At 75.5% G+C, this 19491-nt stretch carries 14 protein-coding genes; 8 read left to right on the top strand and 6 right to left on the bottom strand.

Features of this window, described 5'->3' with window-relative positions; all coding sequences use genetic code 11:
- Window positions 1-153: 153 nt before the first annotated feature.
- Window positions 154-993, bottom strand: coding sequence for a zf-HC2 domain-containing protein (locus ACWCHM_RS13510; protein WP_454222635.1), 840 nt, complete (start codon window positions 991-993; stop codon window positions 154-156).
- Between the two features lie 75 nt (window positions 994-1068).
- Entirely contained in the window at window positions 1069-1638 is a 570-nt protein-coding gene (locus ACWCHM_RS13505) for a sigma-70 family RNA polymerase sigma factor (RefSeq protein ID WP_281898015.1), read from the bottom strand.
- Between the two features lie 329 nt (window positions 1639-1967).
- Between ACWCHM_RS13505 and ACWCHM_RS13500 the strand changes: the two genes are divergently transcribed.
- Both ACWCHM_RS13500 and pdxY read left to right on the top strand, forming a co-directional pair.
- Entirely contained in the window at window positions 1968-4082 is a 2115-nt protein-coding gene (locus tag ACWCHM_RS13500) for a copper resistance protein CopC (protein ID WP_454222634.1), read from the top strand.
- 151 nt (window positions 4083-4233) lie between these two features.
- A complete protein-coding gene (gene pdxY, locus ACWCHM_RS13495; protein WP_204960213.1) occupies window positions 4234-5085 on the top strand; it encodes a pyridoxal kinase PdxY in 852 nt (283 codons plus the stop codon).
- Here the strand turns inward: pdxY and ACWCHM_RS13490 are convergent.
- On the bottom strand, window positions 5063-6505 hold the full coding sequence (locus ACWCHM_RS13490) for an aminotransferase-like domain-containing protein (RefSeq protein WP_204960212.1): 1443 nt from the start codon (window positions 6503-6505) through the stop codon (window positions 5063-5065). The genes pdxY and ACWCHM_RS13490 overlap by 23 nt on opposite strands.
- Before the next feature lie 40 nt (window positions 6506-6545).
- Here ACWCHM_RS13490 and ACWCHM_RS13485 point away from each other — a divergent pair, with 40 nt between their 5' ends.
- Window positions 6546-7502 (top strand): DMT family transporter, encoded by a 957-nt coding sequence (locus ACWCHM_RS13485; protein ID WP_454222633.1) that lies wholly within the window; start codon window positions 6546-6548, stop codon window positions 7500-7502.
- On the opposite strand, the gene ACWCHM_RS13480 is transcribed toward ACWCHM_RS13485, so the two are convergent.
- The gene (locus ACWCHM_RS13480; protein WP_454222632.1) at window positions 7477-7959 is read right to left on the bottom strand and encodes a hypothetical protein; all 483 of its coding nucleotides are present in this window, start codon (window positions 7957-7959) and stop codon (window positions 7477-7479) included. The genes ACWCHM_RS13485 and ACWCHM_RS13480 overlap by 26 nt on opposite strands.
- A gap of 190 nt (window positions 7960-8149) precedes the next feature.
- Here ACWCHM_RS13480 and ACWCHM_RS13475 point away from each other — a divergent pair, with 190 nt between their 5' ends.
- Window positions 8150-10231 (top strand): hypothetical protein, encoded by a 2082-nt coding sequence (locus ACWCHM_RS13475; protein WP_454222631.1) that lies wholly within the window; start codon window positions 8150-8152, stop codon window positions 10229-10231.
- Here the strand turns inward: ACWCHM_RS13475 and ACWCHM_RS13470 are convergent.
- Window positions 10177-12300 carry a hypothetical protein gene (locus ACWCHM_RS13470; protein WP_454222630.1) on the bottom strand — a complete coding sequence of 708 codons (2124 nt, stop codon included), beginning with the start codon at window positions 12298-12300 and terminating at the stop codon, window positions 10177-10179. The genes ACWCHM_RS13475 and ACWCHM_RS13470 overlap by 55 nt on opposite strands.
- A 273-nt stretch (window positions 12301-12573) precedes the next feature.
- On the opposite strand from ACWCHM_RS13470, the gene ACWCHM_RS13465 reads away from it, so the two are divergent.
- On the top strand, window positions 12574-14058 hold the full coding sequence (locus ACWCHM_RS13465; protein ID WP_454222629.1) for a S8 family serine peptidase: 1485 nt from the start codon (window positions 12574-12576) through the stop codon (window positions 14056-14058).
- A gap of 122 nt (window positions 14059-14180) precedes the next feature.
- Here ACWCHM_RS13465 and ACWCHM_RS13460 read toward each other — a convergent pair whose 3' ends face one another.
- On the bottom strand, window positions 14181-15761 hold the full coding sequence (locus tag ACWCHM_RS13460; protein ID WP_281898002.1) for a ricin-type beta-trefoil lectin domain protein: 1581 nt from the start codon (window positions 15759-15761) through the stop codon (window positions 14181-14183).
- A gap of 237 nt (window positions 15762-15998) precedes the next feature.
- Between ACWCHM_RS13460 and ACWCHM_RS13455 the strand changes: the two genes are divergently transcribed.
- The 3 genes from ACWCHM_RS13455 to ACWCHM_RS13445 all read left to right on the top strand — a co-directional run bounded on the left by ACWCHM_RS13455 (window position 15999) and on the right by ACWCHM_RS13445 (window position 19460).
- A complete protein-coding gene (locus ACWCHM_RS13455; RefSeq protein ID WP_454222628.1) occupies window positions 15999-17633 on the top strand; it encodes a beta-1,3-glucanase family protein in 1635 nt (544 codons plus the stop codon).
- Window positions 17634-17854: 221 nt separating this feature from the next.
- Entirely contained in the window at window positions 17855-18409 is a 555-nt protein-coding gene (locus ACWCHM_RS13450; RefSeq protein WP_204960205.1) for a sigma-70 family RNA polymerase sigma factor, read from the top strand.
- 100 nt (window positions 18410-18509) lie between these two features.
- The gene (locus ACWCHM_RS13445) at window positions 18510-19460 is read left to right on the top strand and encodes a zf-HC2 domain-containing protein (protein WP_454222627.1); all 951 of its coding nucleotides are present in this window, start codon (window positions 18510-18512) and stop codon (window positions 19458-19460) included.
- The last annotated feature ends 31 nt before the right edge of the window (window positions 19461-19491 follow it).

Below are 19491 nucleotides of genomic sequence, written 5' to 3'. Positions count from 1 at the left end.
CCCGTTGGTCGGTCACCTGTCGCCGATAGTTCCGGCCGGTCGGGATTGTCTTCTCCCGGGTGACCCGACCGCCGTGCCGGCCGTCCCGCTGGCGGACCGGTTGACGTCGCCGGGTCGCGGAGGCGGTGCCGTGCCGGCCGGGCGGCGTCCGGGTCAGGCGGCCGACCGGTCGCGGGTCCGCGCCGTGCCCGGGTGCGGCGGCAACAGGCGCAACGTCGGGGTGGCGGTGGGTACGTCGTCCGCGCGCAGCCGCCAGGCGGGCCGGTCACCCCGGCCGCGTCCCGCCGGGCCGTCCGGCCGCAGCCGGGGCCGGGACAGCGCGACCACGATCAGATAACCGGTGAGCAGGAACCCGTGACTGACCAGCCGGGTCGGCTCCACCCGGCCGGTGACCAGGTCGTTGGCCGAGAGCAGCACGAGCGCGCCGACGAAGGCGCTCAACATCGGCAGTAACCCCCCGGTCGGGGTGCGCCGGGCGGCCACGACGAGGAAACCCGCGCCGACGGCGATGTTCCACGCGGCCGACTCGTGCCACAAATGCCCGGACGCCAACGTGTCGAGCGCGCCGTGGGCGTGCCCGGCGGCCGGGCCCCGGCCGACCTGGGTCAGCCCCAGCACCAGTTGCAGGGCGCCGATGAGGGCCAGCCCGGCGCGCAGGCCCGGCACGAGCCGGTCCCGCAGCCGGCGGCGGGCGGGGAGCGCGGCCAGCACGACGTCGGCGAGATCCGGACGGGCCGCAGTGCCCACCGGTGCCGGCCCTGCCGGGGTGGCGGTCGTCGACCGTAGCCGACGGGGTGTGCCGACGGCCGGGTCGCAGCGGTCGGCGGTGGAGAGCGTCAGGCGGGACCGTCGGGCCACCGTCGCGGCCCGGTCACACCAGATCCGGCAGTCCGCGCACCCGTCCAGGTGCGCATCCGCCGCCATCCGCTCGGCCGGGGTCTCCTCGCCGTCCAACTGTGCCGACAGGATCTCCCGCCACTGCTCACACCCCATGTACAGGTAGTCGGCCGGCAGGGCGTGATGGTTCCCGTAACCTCTCCCGGGCCAGGTCGCGGCCCGGGTCGTCGGTCAGCCGGCGGCGCTTCCCGGCCGGCGGCGGATCGCCTGGGGATTCCCCTCGACCGCCGCGACGAGATCCTCGCGGGCCCGGGCGACCCGGGACCGGATGGTGCCGACCGGGCAGCCGCACACCTCGGCCGCCTCGGCGTAGGACAGGCCGAGGACCTGGGTGGCGACGAACGCCTCCCGGCGGTCGGCGGGCAGGGCCAGCAGCAGGTCGTTGAGGACCACCTCGCCGTCGAAGCCGCTGCCCCGGGTGTCCGGCGTGTCGTGCCACTCGGACAGCGGCACCGTACGCGGCCGGGACGTGGCGGCCCGGACGTGGTCGACGGCGGTCCGGCGGGCGATGCCGAGCAGCCACGTGCGGGCCGACGAACGGGCGGCGAACGACGGTAGCGACCGCATCGCCCGCAGGTACGTCTCCTGGGTGAGGTCGTCGGCCTCGGCCGGGCTGATCAGGTGCGCGACGAACCGTCGTACGTGCTGCTGGGTCGCCCGGATGAAGCGGGCCGCGGCCTCCCGGTCACCCCGACCGGCGGCCAGCGCCCACGCGGTGACCTCCGCGTCGTCGTCGCCCACCTGCCACCTCCGTGTCCGGTTCTGCCGCCTGCCTGCCCCCGTCGTCGTCCGGGCAACGGTAACGACGGGGTGTAGTAGGTCCCGGGTGAGCGTACGGCATACCCGGCGTCACCCCCGCCCACTGGTACGGACGGGAGGCGTCGGCGGATCATCCGTACCGGGATCGGGACGGCAGGCCCACCGTGACCGGCCGGGCACGTGGTGCACAGCCGTGACCGAGTTTTGATCATCTTGACCTCAGCTTGGGACGCCATAGCCAAAACTTTTGCTATCTGCGTAAAAAGTTAGTGAACTATTGATTGAAGTCCGCTCTTCGTGAGGATGATCCGATGCGCTGTCCCCCTCCAGCCACCGGACCCGCCGGGCGTACCCTCGCCGGCCTGCTCGCCCTCGTGTTCGCGGTGGCGGCGGTCCTGCTACCCACCACTGCGGCACAGGCGCACGGCACGCTGGCGATGTCCACCCCGGCGGCCAACGCCACGGTGGCCGAGCCGCTGACGACGGTGGAGCTGTACTTCACCGAGCAGGTCGCGGCGAACGCGTACTTCACCGTCACCGGGCCCGGCGGCGGCCGGGTCGACGACGGTTGGCGGCAGGGCGCCCCCCGTCCCCTGGACAAGCCGGTCCGGGAGTACCTGCTGGTCAACGGCACGTTCGAGCCGAAGGAGTACAGCACCGGCTACCCGGCGGTGGTGACCCTGGCCCACCTGCCGGCGGCCGGCCAGTACGCGGTCAGCTACCTGTCGGTGGCCTCCGACGGCGAGCCGGTCCGGGGCACCATGACCTTCCGCTACACCGGACGCCCGACCGCCGCGCCGGCCGGCTGGCAGCCCCCGGTCGACCAGCCGGACCCGGCGCTGGTGGCCGCCGCCGAACAGCACGCCACCTCAGGACACGCCCCCGGCCAGGCAACGTCCGCGGTGCCGACCGCACCGGTGACCGCCGCCGCCCCGGCCACCCCGGCGGCCGCCGCCCCCGACGACGGGGGTGGCCTCGGCTGGCTGGCCTGGACCGGCGGGGCGGTGCTGGTCGCGGCGGCCGTCGGCTTCGCGGCGTGGCGGCGTCGTGCGGTGCCCGCCACCCGGCCCGCCGGTCGGCCCCGCCCCGGGCGGACGGCCGCCCGGTCGGGGGGCGGCAGCCGGGTCAACCGGTCGAAGACGACGGGTGGTGGGACGACGGGCGGTGGCAGGAAGACGGCCCGTCCCGCCGCCCGACGTGCAGTGGTCACCGCCCCGGTGACGACCCCCGCCAGGACCGGCGCGGCCTCGGCCCAGGCGGTCCCGGCTGCGGCCCAGGCTGCCCCGGCCTCGGGTAAGGCTGCCCCGGCCTCCGGCAAGGCGAGACGACTCCCCGCCGGGGCGGCTCCGGCCACGGCGGCGGGGACGGTCACGGCCAGGGCGGGGTCCGCCGAAGCGACCTCCGGGGCCGCCGAGACGGCATCCGCCGTCGCCGAGACGGCATCCGACGAGACGTCCGCCGCCGACGAGACGGCATCCGCCGCTGCCGCGCCGAATGCCGGGGGTCGACTGGGCAACACGGGTCTCGCGTTGCTGGTCGGAGGGCTGGTGGTGGCCCTGCTGGCGGGCTTCGGGCTCGGCCGGATCGGCTCGGGCGCGCGACCCGCCGACGGCACCACCGCCGCCCCGCCGGCCACCGGTGCGGCGCTTTCGGCCGGGGACGGGCACCAGCACGGGCCCGGCACCGGGGCGCACACCCATCCCGGCGACGCCGGTGGTGCTCAGGCGCAGGTGACCGGGCTGTCGGTCAACGCCGGTGGCTACACCGTGCAGCCGACGACCCGGACCCAACCGGCCGGCGTCCGCGCCGACTACCGGTTCCGCATCGTCGGCGCGGACGGCAAACCGGCGACCCGGTTCGCGGTCGTCCACGACAAGCCGCTGCACCTGGTCGTGGTGGGGCGGGACCTGAGCGGATACCAGCACCTGCACCCGACCATGACCTCGGACGGCACCTGGAGCGTCCCGCTGACGCTGACCCGGCCCGGTGGCTACCGGATCTATGCCGACTTCTCCGTGACCGGCGTCGACGGCACCACGGTCCCGCTGGTGCTGGGGGTCGACCACCAGGTGCCCGGCGCGCACGCCCCGGTCCCGCTGCCGCCGGCCGCCTCGCAGTCGACGGCCGGGCCGTTCACGGTGACGATGGGCGGCAGCCCCACGGTGGGGGTGACCGTGCCGCTGTCCTTCCGGCTCGACGGCGTCGACCCGGCCCGCCTGGAGCGCTACCTGGGGGCGTACGGGCACCTGGTGGTGGTACGCGAGGGCGACCTGGGCTATGTGCACGTCCACCCCGACCAGGAACTGGTGGACGGGACGGTGCGGTTCTGGCTGACCGCGCCGAGCGCGGGCCGCTACCGGGCGTTCTTCGACTTCCAGGTCGACGGGAAGGTGCACACCGCGCAGTACACCCTCGACCTGACCTGAGCGCGGTTGCGGCCGACCCCCGCGTGCGCCGCGCGGACCGGCCGCAACCGCGCCTTCCGGCCCGGCAGTGGGGTGAATCCCGACCCGGCAGTGGGGGGCGAATCGGTGGGCCCGTACCCGGGCTGTCAGGGGGAACAGCCATGATGATCCGGTGAAGATCCTGTCCATCCAGTCCTCCGTCGCCTACGGCCACGTCGGCAACTCGGCGGCCGTGTTCCCCCTCCAGCGCCTCGGGCACGAGGTCTGGCCGGTGCTCACCGTGCACTTCTCCAACCACACCGGCTACGGCGCGTGGCGCGGGCCGCTGCTGGCCCCGGCCGACGTGGCCGAGGTGATCGAGGGCATCGCCGACCGGGGGGTGCTCGGCACCGCCGACGCGGTGCTGTCGGGCTACCAGGGCGACCCGGCGATGGGCGCGGTCATCCTCGCCGCGGTCGACCGGGTCCGGGCGGCCAACCCGGACGCGGTCTACTGCTGCGACCCGGTGATGGGCGACACCGGCCGGGGGATGTTCGTCCGGCCCGGCATCCCGGAGTACCTGCGCGACGTCGTGGTCCCGCGCGCCGACATCATCACCCCGAACCACTTCGAGCTGGACTTCCTCGCCGGCCGGACGACCACCTCACTGACCGCCGTGCTGGACGCCGTCGACGTGGTCCGCGCCACCGGGCCCCGGGACGTCCTGGTGACCAGCGTGCTGCACGACGACGTGCCGGCCGGCTCGCTGGAGGTGGTGGCCGTCTCGGACGAGGGTGCCTGGGCGGTGACCACACCGCTGCTGCCGATCAACCCGAACGGCGGTGGCGACGTCACCGCCGCGCTCTACCTGGCCCACCTGCGGACGACGGGCTCACCGGCGCTCGCGCTGGAACGCACCATCGCCTCGGTCTTCACCGTGCTGGAGCGGACCCTCGTGGCCGGCACCCGGGAGATCCAGCTGGTCGCCGCCCAGGACGCCATCGCCGACCCGCCGGCCCGGTTCACCGCCCGCCGGCTGCGGTGACGTCGGCGTCCCGGCGTCCGGGGCGGGCGGCCGGCAGGACCCGGGCGAGCCGCCGGACGGCCTCGTCCATCACCTCGGGCGGGGCGCAGGCGTAGCTCAGGCGCAGGTGTGGGGCCGGGGGCTCGGCGGCGTACCAGGGACGGCCGGGGAAGACGACGACCCCGGCGGCGGCTGCGGCGGCGGCGACCGCGACGTCGTCGGTGCCCTCCGGCAGCCGGACCCACAGGTGCAGCCCGCCGCGCGGGACCGGCTGCCCGGCGAGGGCGGGCAGGTGCCGGCGGAGCGCGCCCAGCAACGCCTCGCGGCGGGCGTGCAGCGCGGAACGCAGGGCCCGCCGGTGCCGCTTCCAGGCCGGCGCGGTGACGAACTCCATCGTGGCCTGTTGCAGCGGCCCGGCGACGAAGAGGTCGTCGAGCAGCCGCGCCGCCCGCAGCCGGTGGCCGGCCGGACCCCGTGCGCCGATCGCCGCGACCCGCAATCCGGGGGCGGCGGACTTGGTCAGCGACCGCAGGTAGACGACGTGCCCGTCGGGGTCGTCGGCGGCCAGCGGCGGTGGGGCCGACCCGTCGATGGTGAGGTCACGGGCGTAGTCGTCCTCGATCAGGAACGCTCCGGCGTCGCGTACCGCGTCGGCCACGAGGGCCCGGCGGTGCGGGGCGAGCGTCGCACCGTGCGGGTTGGCGTACAACGGTTGGCAGTAGAACAACCGGGCGCCGGTCCGGGCGAACGCGCCGGCGAGCTGGTCGGGGCGTACCCCGTCGGGGTCGGCGGGCACCGGCACCACCCGCAGCCCGGCGGCCCGCGCGGCGGCCAGCGCGCCCAGGTAGGTCGGGGACTCCACCAGCAGCGTGTCGCCGGGCGCGGCGAGGGCCCGCAGCGTCGACGACAGCGCCGCCTGCCCGCCCGAGCAGATCACCATGTCCTCGGCGCGCAGCCCGCCCCCGGCATCCCGGGCGAACCAGGCGCGCAGATCCGCCCGGCCCGACGTCGGGCCGCGCTGCCAGGACGCGGGCTGCCGCGCGGCGCGGGTCAGCGCGGCACCGAGCGCGGCGTCGGGTTGGAGATCGGCGTCGAGGTAGCCGCCGGAGAGCGGGATCGCCCCGGCCGGCGGCAGCGCCAGCAGCGCCTGCATCTCGTCCTCGCCGGGTCGGCGGGGGCCGAGCGCCACGGTCTGCCAGGAAACGTCGGCGGCGGGCCGCTGCGGGGGCGCGACGGCGGCCACGAAGGTGCCCCGGCCGGCGCGCGCCTCGATCAGCCCTTCGGCCACCAGGTGCCGGACGGCTGCGGCGACGGTCACCGGCGAGGCGTGGTGCCGGGCGGTCAGCTCCCGCACCGACGGTAGCCGGTCACCCGGCGCGGCGGCAGCCGCCGCCCGACGCAGATCGTGGATAACGCGATCGGCTGCGTTATCGTTATTCATGAGAGAGCATGGTAGTGCTACTGCGTCCCGCACGGTAACAGTGGACCGGTTGACCGGTCTCGCGCTGGGGGCGCTGGGCGTGTTCGCCTTCAGCATGTCGCTGCCGGCCACCCGGGTCGCAGTGCAGCAGCTCGACCCGTGGTTCGTGGCCTTCGGCCGGGCCGTCGGCGCGGCCCTGCTGGCCGGGGCCTATCTGGGCGGCGCCGGCGGGCCACGACCCACCCCCGTGCAGCGGCGGCGGTTGGCGGTCGTCGCCCTCGGCGTGGTGGTCGGGTTCCCGCTGTTCACCTCGCTGGCGTTGACCGAACGGACCGCCGCGCACGGCGCGGTGGTGATCACCGTGCTACCGGCCGTGACCGCTGTTTTCGCGGTGCTGCGCAGCGGCGAACGGCCCCCGCCGGCGTTCTGGCTGGCCAGCGGCGTCGGCCTGGTGGCGGTGCTGGCCTTTCTGGCCGTCGGCGGCGCGGTGCACGGTGCACCGGCCCCGTCGGACCTGTTCCTGCTCGTCGCGGTCCTGCTCTGCGGCCTGGGGTACGCCGAGGGCGGCGCGCTCGCCCGCCAACTGGGCGGCGCCCGGACGATCTGTTGGGCGCTGCTCTACGCACTGCCGGTCACCGGTGCCGCGACCCTCGTCGCCGCCGTGGCCCACCCACCCCGGGCGGACACCGGCACCTGGACGGCGTTCGGCTACCTGACCGTGGTCTCCATGTTCCTGGGCTTCTTCGCCTGGTACGCGGGCCTGGCCCGGGGCGGCGTCGCCCGGGTCGGCCAGCTCCAACTCGGACAGCCGGTGCTCACCCTGCTCTGGTCGGCCCTGCTGCTCGGCGAGCACGTCGCGCCAGCCACCCTCGGCACGGCCCTGCTGGTGCTGGTCAGCGTGGTGCTGATCCAACGCACCCGGGACCGGGCCGCGACCCCGCCTGCGGCCGGTGACCACCCCGCCCCGGGGGGCCGACCGGCCCCGGACCGGCTCAGGGGGAGGTCGAGAGCGTGCTGAGCAGGCCGAAGCCCCCGCAGCAGAGCACCCCCAGCACGGCCAGCGTGACGAGCAGGATGCTGTAGTTCGACCACATGCCGAACTTCGTCACGTCGGTGCCCTGCCCGTCGTGGACCCGGTTGCGCCAACCGCCGAAGCGGAACGACAGCGGGTACACCATCGCGGGCTGCACGGTGAGCGCGGTGGTGACGATCGGGATGCCCATGAAGTCCGTGTAGCGGATGTCGTGCGCGCCGGCCGGCACGGCCACGTACCAGGTCCCCTCGCCGGGGATCGACACCACCCGTCCGTCGACCTTGAACCGGCTGGTGGACGGGACGGGCACCAGGTACGGGCCCCGGTTGACCGAGACGGCCAGCACCGCGTGCCCCGGCGGCGGGGGGATCGGCTGCGGGTAGGCGGTCAGCGGCGCGGGGCCGGGCGCGGACGGGTACGACGGCTGAGGGGGGTACGACATCGCCACATCCTGGCATGACCGTCGGACGCGGTGCGCGCGGGCGGCATGCCGCCAGCCGGACCCGACGCACCCGTACGCACCGCCGCCCGCCGGGCAGGACGATCCGGCTCGCGTTGAACCGTCGGCACCCCGGTTCGTATAAGGGGGCCGGGACGGGAGGATGTCGGTGGGACCAAGGGTGTGGAAAGCGATGGTGGGGATGCGGCGGGCCTTTGTCACGGTGCTGCTGGCCGGGATCGCGCTGCTCGTGGCGGCACAGCCGACGCAGGCGGCGGGCGTGGCGCAGCCGGTGGGTGCGGTGCGGCCGGTCCACGCGGTGCCGGCCGAAACCGGTCGGTACTACGTGGTCGGGCCACCCGTGGACGGGCAACGGGAGTACCTCTACGCCATCGCGCTGCGCACCCTCGGTAACGGCAACCGGTTCCGGGAGATCGTCGAACTCAACGTCGGCCGGGTCCAGCCCGACGGCGAGACGTTCACCGACGGGGTGGTCCTGCATCCCGGCTGGCGGCTCGTGCTGCCCAGGGACGCGCAGGGCCAGGGGGTACGGATCGGCCGGCTGCCGCAACTGGGCCCACGGTCACCGGCCCCGGCCCCGGCCAGCCCCAGCCCACGCGCCTCGACCCCGCGTACGGTGGCCCCGTCGTCCGCAGCGCCCTCCCGTCCGGCCGGGACCGTCGTCGCGAGCACCAGGGCGGTCGCCCGGCCCCCCGACCCCCCGCAGGCCGGCGGCGGGTTGGACCCGCTACTGATCCGGGTCGGCGCCGGGCTGCTGGCGGTCTTCTTCGCCGCCGTGGCAGTGCTGCTGCTGCGTCGAAGCGGGCCCCGCCGACTGGTGCTGGAGGACGACGGGCCGTGGCCGCCGCAGCGGCATCACACCCCGACCCCCGCCGAACTCGCCGCCGGGCCGGTGGCCGACGAGGTGGGCACCGGCCCGCCTCCGGTCACCCGACCGACGCCCGCACCGTCCGCGCCGCCGGCACCGCCGTCGCCCCCGCCGCTCACCAGGCCGGTCACGGCACCGGCCCGACGACCGGCCCCGCTGGCGGTCACCCCGCCGATGCTGCCTCCGCCGCCGTCGGTGGTCCTGCCGGCACCGCCCACCGCCGCCCGGCCCACCGCCGCCCGGCCCACCGCCGCCCGGCCCACCGCCGCCCGGCCCACCGCCGCCCGGCCCACTGTCACCGGGCCCACCGCCCTGCCGGCGTCGTCCCCGGCAGCCGCACCGGAACCACTGCCGGGCACCGCGAGCCCACAGGCGTCGGTCCGGCCGGAACCGACAGTCCCGCCGGAGCCGGCCTCCCTGCCGGAACCGGCCGCGGTGCCGGGACCGGCCGCGGTGCCGGAGCCGACCGTAGTGCCGGAACCGACCGTAGCGCCGGCTCCGGCGGCACTGCCGGGACCGGGAACCGCCGTGGCGGTACCGGAGGCGGCGGGCCCCCCGGCGACGGTGGGCGGGCTGCCCGCGAAGCCGGTCTGGCCGCCCCGGGCACCACAGTCGGCACCACCCCGACCGACGACGGTCGACCGCCCGGCCGTCCCGCCGCCGCCGGTCGGCGTGACGGTGGGCGTCCCACCGCCGCCGGCCCCGACGCCACCGCCGACCGGTGCCGCCGTCGCACCGGCCGCGGTGGCCTCCGTCGGACCCGCCGACGTGCCGGCCGGGGCGGAGCTGCCACGCCCGGCGGTGCCGACCGGCAACGAGGTCCCGTACCTGAGCACCGAGCTGGAGACCGAACTCGGGCCGATCCGGGTCCGGCTGGTCGGGGTCGCGGCGGGCCGGGGTGCGCCCGCGTACGCCTGGCTCGGCCCGGACGAGGCCGCGCCCCCGGCGACCCTGCCCCTGGTGCTGGGCCACCGGGGACCGTGGCGGTTACACGTGGACCTGGGGCGGGCACCCGACGTGCTCACCCTGGTCGGCGACACCGACGACTGCCGGCGCACGGCCGCCCTGTTCGCCGGGCGGCTGCGGGCCGGTGGGATCGGCGTGGCCACGGTGGGCGACGTGTTCGGCGGGCAGGCCCCGGAGGGGTGCCGCACCCTGTCGGGGCTGCCGACGGCGACCGCCCCCGACGCCGAGCCGCCCGCGCCGTACGTGGTGTTCACCCCCGGCCTGGCCGGTGCGGAACTGGCCGGGGCACGGCGACTCGCCACGGACACCGGCGGGCGGTGCGTGCCGGTGGTGATCGGACCGGTGCCGGCCGGCCGGTGGTCGGTTCAGGTGTCCCCGGTCGACGGCGGGTCCACCACCCGGGCCGGTACGGCGGACTGAAGGCCGGCGGCGGCGGACGGCAGCGGCCCCGGGGTGACCTCCCCGATCCGCTGCCAGCCGCCCGCCTGCGCCCGGTAGGCGCGCTGCACCACGATCCGGTCGTACGAGCGGCTGCCGAGGACCAGGTCGACCCCCGCCCGGTGCAGCCGGTCCACCCTGCTCCCGACCAGGGTCAACCCGGCCAGCATGGTGTGCGTGGCGCCGACGTCGACGGTGCGTCCCGCCGGCACCCGGACCTCCACCAGCAACCGGCCCGGCCGGGCCACCGGCCGCTGCTGGTAGAGCGGCAGCCAGCCCCGGGGCAGCCCCCGGGACCGGGCCGGCAGCAGCGCGTACGCCTGCCGGGTGCCGAAGCCGGGCCAGCGGCGGACGTCGTTCGGCAACCCGGCGACCGACCGGTTGGTGGGTGCCGGCCGGATCCGCAGGGGTTCGCCGTCGGCGTCCACGGTGGGCAGCAGGCGGCTGAACCCGTCCGAGCGGAATCCGCCCACCAGCCGGACCCGGTCCAGCCGGGCGGCCGGCAGCAGGTAGGTGTCGGGGCTGCCCAGGACGTACTTGAACCGTGCCGGCACGTGGGCCCGCAGGACCGCCATCGGGATCGCGCCGCCGGGGGAGATCCGCACCCGCAGCAGGTCGCTGCCGGCGGGGGCGGACCGGGGGTCGAGGAACGCGGCCACGAACAACTCGACGCCGGGCACCCCGTCGCTGACCGCCCGCGCCGGGTCACCCTCGACGAGGACGTACGCCTCGAACGTCGCGGCGTTGACCTGCTGGCCGCGCCGCAACCAGGGTGGACCGTAGTCGGCCGCGCGGCGGCTCTCGGTGACCAGGGCGGGCCGGGGGAGGGGCGTGGCCGGCTGTTCAGCCGCCCCGGCGTCGTCGACCGGCGTACGGGACGCCGGGTCGGCCGGGTCGGTCGGAAGGGACGCGTCGGTGCCGTCCGGTCCGGGGGCCGGGTCGTCGGCGCGCGCCGGTGCCCGGTGGCCGTCGGCCGCTTCGGCGTCGACGCCCCCGGTGGCGGGTGAGGCGACCACGATCCGTTCCCGGACCAGCCGGGACACCAGCAGCCCCTCGGGGGTCGCGTCCAGGGTCGACGGGCCGTCGGCGTACCTCGGTCGGTGTGCCTGCCACCTGGCGACCGCGCCCGTCGGGTCGAACGCCCGCAGGTCACGCCGGTCGTCGATCAGCTCGGCCCGGCCGCCCGCAGGTGGGGTCCAGACGGTGGCCCCGGTCGTCTCGGCCAGCTCGACCACCTCCGCGACGAGCCGGGCCTGCTCGTCGGCGTCGGACGGCCAGGTCAACCAGAGCCGCAGGTCGGCGCCGTAGAGCGGCAGGTCGCCGAGGAGCGCGGCGAGCTGCCCGCCGCTGTGCACGTCCTGGGTGCCGCTGTAGGTGCCGACCAGGAAACCGCCGGAGCGGGCGGTGACGGCGACGGTGACCACCCCGGTCGACGCGCCGAGTCGGTGCGCGGTGGCCCGCCTGGTCACGAAGTCGGCCCGGGTGGCCAGGGCGAGGCCGTCCGGCAGCGGCAGGCCCACCACCCCGGTACGGGGACGGACCAGCCCGTCGCCCACCGCGAACCAGCCGGGCAGCGAGGTGGCGAGGTCCGGCGGCTGGAGCACGAGCCAGTCCATCGGCTGGCGGGTCACCCGGTCCAGTGGCACCGCGTCCAGTGGCCCGCTGTCGGCGGCCGGCCGGGCGGGCCCGGTGGCCGACCGGTCGACGGTGTGCCTGATGTCCGAGCCGTCCGGGCTGACCAGCACGTCGTGCCCGAGCAGCCCGGCCACCTCGGTGAACAGGTCGAGGTGCCGGGCCCCGTCGTCGGCGAGGATCCGGACGTCCTGTGCCGCGTCCGCGCCGTGCCGGACCAGGGTGGCGACGGCCCGCGCGTCGAGCGGCCGGCCGGGGGCGCTGGGAACCACCAGCCGCCCGCCGGGACCGGGGGCCAGCCAGAGGTCGTACAGGCCGGCGATGCGGCGGTGCCGGCGCACGTCGAACCGGCGGGTGGCCGGCACCCGGTCCAAGCCGTTGCCGCCCACCGGCTCCGCCGTGCGCCCGAGCCCGTTCACCGCCGCCCCACCTTCGTCTCCACCGGCACCTGATCGTCCGGCCGTCGTTCGTCGCCACCGTCGCCGGTGGACGTCCGCCTGCCGGTCACCCGTCCCCACCGGGGGACGGCCCGAGGAGATGTTCCCGTCATCGGCGGCCGGTACCCTCGGCTGACCTCATGACGAGGATCATGGAAATCTGGTTCAGATTGATTTGAACGGACCGGCCGCTCATCCGCAATAGACGGTGAAGGCCGGTGACGCTCGGCCATGGTGACTGAAGGGGGACACCCAGTGCTGGCGAAGCGCTCGATCCTTGCCCGCCTGCTCGCGGTGGTGATGGCCGGCTGCGTGCTGATGACGCCGACCGGGCCGGCTGCGGCGAGGGCCGCCAACGATCCACAGCCGTACGTGAAGTACTACGTGGTCGTGGCGCAGTACCAGGGCCAGCCGGAGAGCCTCACGGCGATCGCCCGGCGGTTCCTCGGCAGCGGCGAACGGTCCGCGGAGATCTACCACCTCAACACCGGCCGGGTGCAGCCCGACGGGTCCCGGCTGACCGACCCGGGCAGCCTGAAGGCCGGCTGGCAGTTGGTGTTGCCCTGGGACGCGGCCGGCGAGGGGGTGAAGTACGGCCAGCTCCCGACCGGCAAGCGACCCACCCCGAGTGCCCGGCCCTCCGGCGGGGCCGACCCCACGCCCAGGGCCGTCAGCCCGAGCCCGACTCCGAGCCCGACCCGGACGGGCGGCAGCCCCCGACCGGGCGCGACCGGTCCGAAGTGCACCGCCACCACCGGGTCGAGCAGCCGGTCGGACTGGGCGCAGCTGCGGATGGCCGCCGACAGCGCCTGGACCCTGACCCGTGGCAACGGGGTCAAGGTGGCGGTGGTCGACACCGGGGTCGACGCGAGCGTGCAGCAGCTCAGCGGCCGGGTGGCGGTCGGCGCGGACGTGACCGTCGGCAACGGGCGGGGGGACACCGACTGCCTGGGCAGCGGCACCGCGATGGCGGGCATCATCGCCGGTGACAGCAGCGTCGACGGCAGCCCGGTGGGCATCGCGCCGGACGCCACCATCCTGCCGGTACGGGTGGTGCGCGGTTCGGGTGCCGCGCGGGCGGCCGACGCGGCGAACGCCATCGAGGTGGCGGTCAGCGCCGGCGCGTCGGTCGTCGCGGTCGGCTCGCACGTCGACCTCGGTGACCCGGCGGTGGCGTCGTCCGTGGCCACCGCCCTCGACCACGACGTCCTGCTGGTGGCCGGTGCGCCGACCAAGGCGGTGACGCCGCCGTCCCCGGCCGGCCGGTCCGGGGGCGGGGCGCTGCTGTTCACCGGTGGCGTCGGTGCCGGCGACCAGCTCGCCGAGCAGTACGTGGAGGGCGGGGTGGAGGTGGTCGCGCCCGGGGTGGACGTGGCGAGCCTCGGCGTGGGCGGCGGCAAGGCGGTCAGCAACACCGGCACCGAGTTCGCCGTCGCGTTCGTCGCCGGGCAGGCGGCGTTGATCCGGGCGGCCCAGCCCGACCTGACCGCCGCCCAGGTCAAGGAGCGCATCCGCAGCACCGCCGACGCGATCGGCACGGCCCCCGACGCCAGGTACGGCTCCGGCATGATCAACCCGGCCGCCTCGGTGTCGGTGGCGGTGGACGACCGTAACCAGGTGGCCAGCCAGCAGCAGGGCAACAACGGCGCGGCGCTCGCCGTCATCCTCGGCGTCGCGCTGCTCTGCGGCGTCGGTGTGGTCTTCGGCCTGCGCCTGCGCCGCCGCCGGTTCGCCGGCTGAGGCCCAACAGCGGCCCGGCCGCTGACGCCGGGCCGGGCCGCCAGCGCCCGGCTACGGCGGCCCCACAGGCGACGGGCTCCGGCGGACCATGATGGCCCACCGGAGCCCGCCGGCCGGGTCGGCTACCGCCGGGTGAAGGTCTGCTTCGGGTTGAACACGCAGATCCAGGACATCATCGGCGCGCCGACGCCGTGCCCGTCGACGTCCAGGCAGCGGTCGGTCTCCCGGTTGAACAGGGAGGTGCGGCCGTTGTACTCGATCCACTCCCACTTCTGGGCGGGGTTGCCGCTGCACACGGCGACCTGCACGGGGGTGCCGTCCTTCTTCTCACCCCAGGCCACGTCGAGGCAGAGCCCGTTGGCCCGGACACTGCCGTCGGAGCGGAAGTCCCACCACTGCGACCGCTCCTCCCGGCACTTGTTCAGCACCGCCCGTACCCCGTCGCTGGTCCCGGCGGTGACGCACAGCCCGGTCTCCTTGCCCACGAGCTGCTTGGTGCCGGCCGGTCGGGTCGGTGCCGCCGCCGGCTTGGCCGACGGGCTCGCGGGCGGCGGCGGGGCGTCCGAGCTGCCCTTCGGGCTGGGCGACGGCGACGCCGGGGGCGTCCCGGTCGGGCTGGGCGACGGCGACGCCGACGGCGGTGCCGGCCGCAGCCGGTTGTCGAGGGTGTAGTAGTCGGTGTGCTCCCGCACGGTCCGCAGGTACGCCTGCGTCCCGGCGTCCAGGTCACCGCCGGACTGGCGGACGGCGGCCGGGCCGTTGCGGTACGCGGCCAGCGCCAGCAGCGACGGGTCGCCCTCCAGCCCGGACAGCTCCTTGTGCAGGGCGCACAGGGCGGTGCCGACCGCCGGGATCGCCGCCTGCGGGTCCCAGGCCGAGGCGTCGGCGGGGCCGTACGCCTGCCACACCTCGGATCGGAACTGCGCGACGCCCCGCTGTCCTTCCGGGCCGAGCAGGTTGGCGTCGAACCCGGACAGCGCCATCATCTGCGCGGCGACCAGCGGCGGCGTCACCTCGGGGCAGACCGAACCGGCCCGCACGACGAGTGCCGTGTAGTTGCCGGGCACCGCCTTGGGTTGCTGGACGCCGGAACTGGGGCGGGGCTGGCCGGAACCGCCGAACGCGGTCAGCTTGGCGTAGTAGGCGGCGTACCCGCTGGCCTGGTCGACGTACTTCACCGCGTCGGTGGGCACCCCCTTGGCGTCGCGTACCTCGTCGAGGCCGGTGTGGAACGCGGCCAGCGAGAGCCGCCAGGTGTCACCCGGGACGTCCGCCAGCCGGACCTGGCCGCTGAGGTCGCACATCAGGTGGGCCAGGGCGAGGATGTTGGCGGCGGGGTCGGAGCGTTCCGCCCCGGGCCACGGTGCCCACGCCTTCCACGCGGCGGCGTCGAGACCGGCGATGCCCTGCCCGCCGGAGGCGGTCCGGTCGGCCCGACCGTCCAGACCCGACTCGGCCATCAGCTGACCGGCCAGCCGGGCCGGGGTGAGCGTCGGACACGAGCGGGCGGCGGCCTGGATGGTCGTCAGGTGCTCCTGGGAGACGGGCCGACCGGTCAGGTCGTCGTCGCGGGCCTCGGCCGCGCCCCAGCCGACAGCGGCCACCACCATGGACAGCACGGCGAGTCCGGCGACGGCGAAGGCTGCGGTACGACGGGGGATCGACCCCAGTCGGGCGAGTACGGAGGGGTGATCGGATTTCACGGGAGGTGTCCCTTCCGGCGTGGCGACATCGCTGTCGTGACGGATGCGCGATGTCCTTGGTTCACCGGGCTCGAATCGGATCGGATGATTTTGGTCCGGTCGACATTGAACCGAGGGGCGTAGTGGGCCGTCAACGTGGCTACCGCCGGGCCGGGCCGGAGTCACACCGGGCAACGGCGGCGATGGCCGTGTCGTTGATCGGAGCTTGGGATGCTTTCTCGCCGCAGGGTACTCGGGATGGGTTTCGCCGGCGCCGCCGTGGTCGGTGTGCCGTTGGTGGCGGCCCCGTTGATCTCGCGGGCACGGGCCTCGGGCGGTCTGCCACTGAACGTGGTGAACAGCACGGGCCGGTTCGCCAACCCGGCGATCCGGATGTACGTCGTCGGCACCGACCCGGAGACCGGGGCGATGGGCTACGTCCGGGAGAGCGGACGGTTCACCCCGGCCGACCCGGCGCACAACGGCCCGGACGGCGTCGCCGACATCGGCGTCCGGCTGGCCGACTCCGGGGTGACCCGGTTCGTCCTGCCGATGATGTCGGGCCGGATCTACTTCGCCATCGACGGCGAGCTGCGGTTCACCGTGGTCACCGACGGCAACGGCCGCCCGGCGTTGCAGTACCCGGTCGGCTGGGTGGCCGACGACCCGAGCTTCGGTGTGCTGCACGACTGTTGTGAGTTCACCTACAACGCCTCCGGCATGTTCTGCAACACCACCACGGTGGACATGTTCAGCATTCCGCTGTCGATCCGGTTGCTCGGCGACGTGGAGCAGGCCACCGGCAAGCTCGTCGACGGCGGGCGGGACGCGATCTTCGCCGAGCTGTCCCGTCAGCCCGGCTTCGAACGGCTGGTGCTCGGCGACGGGCTGCGCGTCATCGCGCCGGGCAAGGGCATCGAGACGGGCCGCTTCGACCCGGCGTACTACGACGGTTACATCGCCGAGACCTGGGACCGGTACAGCCGTACCGAGCTGCGGGTCCACGGACCGACCGGCACCGTCCGGGGCCGGGTGGTCGACGGGCGGTTCACCTTCGACGGCGGGGTACGCGCCTTCGACCGGCCCTCCACGCTCAACGTGTTCCACTGCGACGGGGCGCTCGCCGCACCCAACGACGGGCGCTCCGGGCCGGTGGCGGCGGTCCTCGGGGCCGGGTTCAACCGGTCGGTGCTCGACCAGCCGGACCAGCCCACCACCAGCCGGGACGCCTACTACCAGCATCCGGTGACCAACCACTACTCCCGGGTGCTGCACCGGCACAGCGCCGACGGCCGCGCGTACGGCTTCCCGTTCGACGACGTCGCCGACGACGCCTCCTACATCCAGGACACCACGCCCCGGGAGATGACCATCACCCTGACCCCGTTCGGCGGGGGCGCGGCCGGACAGCCGGCACCCGAGGCCGAGCGCCCGATGGTCGTCGAGGGACCGGTCGTCGTGGAGGGGCCGGCGGCCGTCGTCGCCGCCCGGGGCGTGGGCCAGGAGATCCCGGCCGCCGGCTTCGACCGGCAGCAGGGCGTACGGACCGAACCCTCCAGCGAGGGCGGCGAGCACCTGGGCTTCCTCGCCCACGGCGACTGGGCCGGGTACCGGGGAGTCGACTTCGGCCGCGAGCCGGCGACCCAGTTCCAGGTGCGGGTGGCCTCCGGCGCGCCGCAGGGCGTCTCCGGCCTGATCGAGGTACGCCTCGACGCCCCCGGCCTGCCGCCGGTGGGCAGCATCGCGGTGGCCGGCACCGGAGGCTGGCAGAACTGGGTGACCGTGCCGGGGAACCTCGCCCCGGTGACCGGGGTGCACGACGTCTACCTCACGTTCGCCAGTGGCCAACCCGAGGAGTTCGTCAACGTCCGCTGGCTGCGTTTCACCCGATGAGCACGGCCACCCTCGTCGCCCCGGGCCACGACACCGACCGGTGGGCCGCCACCGCACCGTCCACCGCCGCACCCCGGCGGCACCGACCGACCGGTCGACGGCCCGGTCGACCGTCCGATGAGCATGGTTATGCTTCCTTCCTAGGCGGGCCCGACGCCGAGACGACGGCGCGGCCGTACGGGGGTGACCCGTACGTCAGGGGGAGGCGTTCTGTGTCGGCGGTGCCCAACGAAGCGCCCGGGGTGACCGGCGACGCGGCGACCGAACGGGCCTCCCCCGAGGCCCTGATGGGCTGGATCCACGAGCAGTACCGGGGACCGCTGCTGCGGTTCCTCACCCGACTGCTCCTGGGCCGGCAGGAACTCGCCGAGGACCTGGTCCAGGAGACGTTCCTGCGCACCTGGCGGAATCTGGAGACGCTGGCGGAGGACCCGCGCCGGATCGCCCCGTGGCTCTACACGGTCGCCCGGCACGTGGCCATCGACGCGATGCGCGCCCGCCAGTCCCGTCCGCCCGAGGTGGCCATCCCCGACCTCAACCGGCTCGCCTCGGCCGACGACGAGATGGACCGGGTGGTCAGCACCCACACCGTCCGGCTGGCGTTGCAGCAGATCAAACCGGAACACCGTGAGGTGCTCGTCGAGATGTACTACAAGGGCTCCTCGGTCGCTGAGGCCGCACAGCGACTGGGAATCCCGGAGGGTACGGTAAAGTCCAGGACGTACTATGCGGTGCGCGCGCTGCACGCAGCGATCGGCCCGACCGAGTCGTCGTGATGACGCGACGTGTCGGTTTCCCGCTCGATCCGCCGGACGGTTGCCGTCCCGGGGGTCGTCACACCGTCACCGGTGTCTCCGGGTCGAGAAGGAGGGCGTGATGCGGATCGGGGGTGACCAGCCCACCGCCGAGCACGCCGCCCTGGCTCTCTACCTGCTCGGCGCGCTCGACGACGCCGACCGGGTCACGTTCGAGGCCCACCTGGCCGGTTGTGACGAGTGCCTGTCCACGGCGGGTGAGATGGGCGGCGTGACCAGTGCCCTCGGCGGGCTGGACGCCGCCGACTGGGAGGATCTCGCCGGCCTGACGCCCGAGTTCCCGCTGCCGCCCGAGTTCGGCCCACCGCCGGACCGCGTCCCGACCCCGCCGGCCGCCCCGACGCCGGCCGCCCTGGCACCGGTGCCTGTCGCGCGTCCGCCGGCCGACTCCCCGCCACCACCCACCGTCGACGACGCTGGGGCGACGGCCGACGCACCGGCCGCCGAGCCGCTCACCGACGTGGCCCCGGTCGCGACGCCCCGGCGGGGCGTTCGCCGGGGCACCGGTCCGCGAACCACCGGCGGTGGGGCGGGCAGCCGCCCCGGCGGGGACCGGCCCGCGACGGCCTCCGGCACGGCAGGCACCCGCCCCGGCGACCCGGCCCGGCGTCGCCGGATGCTCCTCTGGGGCGGGGTGGCCGCCGCGCTGGTGGCCGTCGTCCTGGCCGGCGGGATCGCCGCGGTCACCGGCTTCGGCGACCACAGCGGCGTGGTGCTCACCGCGACCGGGGAGGCGCCGGCCGAGGGGGTGAGCCTCTCCGTGGCGATCACCACCGACGAGGGGCGCGGCTCCACCATCCGGATCACCGCCACCGGCCTGCGCCAGGGCCTGCGGTACCGGCTGTTCGCGGTGACCCGTGACGGCGTCACCCACGTGGTGCGGGACTGGACCGCCTCGACCGGCCCGCAGGAGGTCACCGGCGAACTGTCGTTGCCGGTTGCGGACCTGGCCTTCGTCACCGTGGGCCTGGTCGACGGCACCGCGATCGTCACCGCCCCGATCTCCCGCTGAGCCCACCCGGGCCACCGACCCGCCCGCCCCT

This window comes from Micromonospora sp. SCSIO 07396 (assembly GCF_053667945.1).
The sequence above is the reverse complement of the archived record's forward strand: the minus strand, read 5'-3'. Positions and strand labels throughout refer to the sequence as shown.

Excerpts from the sequence above, each read along its gene's own strand:
- ACWCHM_RS13510 (WP_454222635.1), bottom strand. The coding sequence starts at position 993 with ATGGGGTGTGAGCAGTGGCGGGAGATCCTGTCGGCACAGTTGGACGGC.
- ACWCHM_RS13500 (WP_454222634.1), top strand. The coding sequence starts at position 1,968 with ATGCGCTGTCCCCCTCCAGCCACCGGACCCGCCGGGCGTACCCTCGCC.
- ACWCHM_RS13490 (WP_204960212.1), bottom strand. The coding sequence starts at position 6,505 with ATGAATAACGATAACGCAGCCGATCGCGTTATCCACGATCTGCGTCGG.
- ACWCHM_RS13480 (WP_454222632.1), bottom strand. The coding sequence starts at position 7,959 with ATGTCGTACCCCCCTCAGCCGTCGTACCCGTCCGCGCCCGGCCCCGCG.
- ACWCHM_RS13475 (WP_454222631.1), top strand. The coding sequence starts at position 8,150 with ATGGTGGGGATGCGGCGGGCCTTTGTCACGGTGCTGCTGGCCGGGATC.
- ACWCHM_RS13455 (WP_454222628.1), top strand. The coding sequence starts at position 15,999 with ATGGGTTTCGCCGGCGCCGCCGTGGTCGGTGTGCCGTTGGTGGCGGCC.
- ACWCHM_RS13445 (WP_454222627.1), top strand. The coding sequence starts at position 18,510 with ATGCGGATCGGGGGTGACCAGCCCACCGCCGAGCACGCCGCCCTGGCT.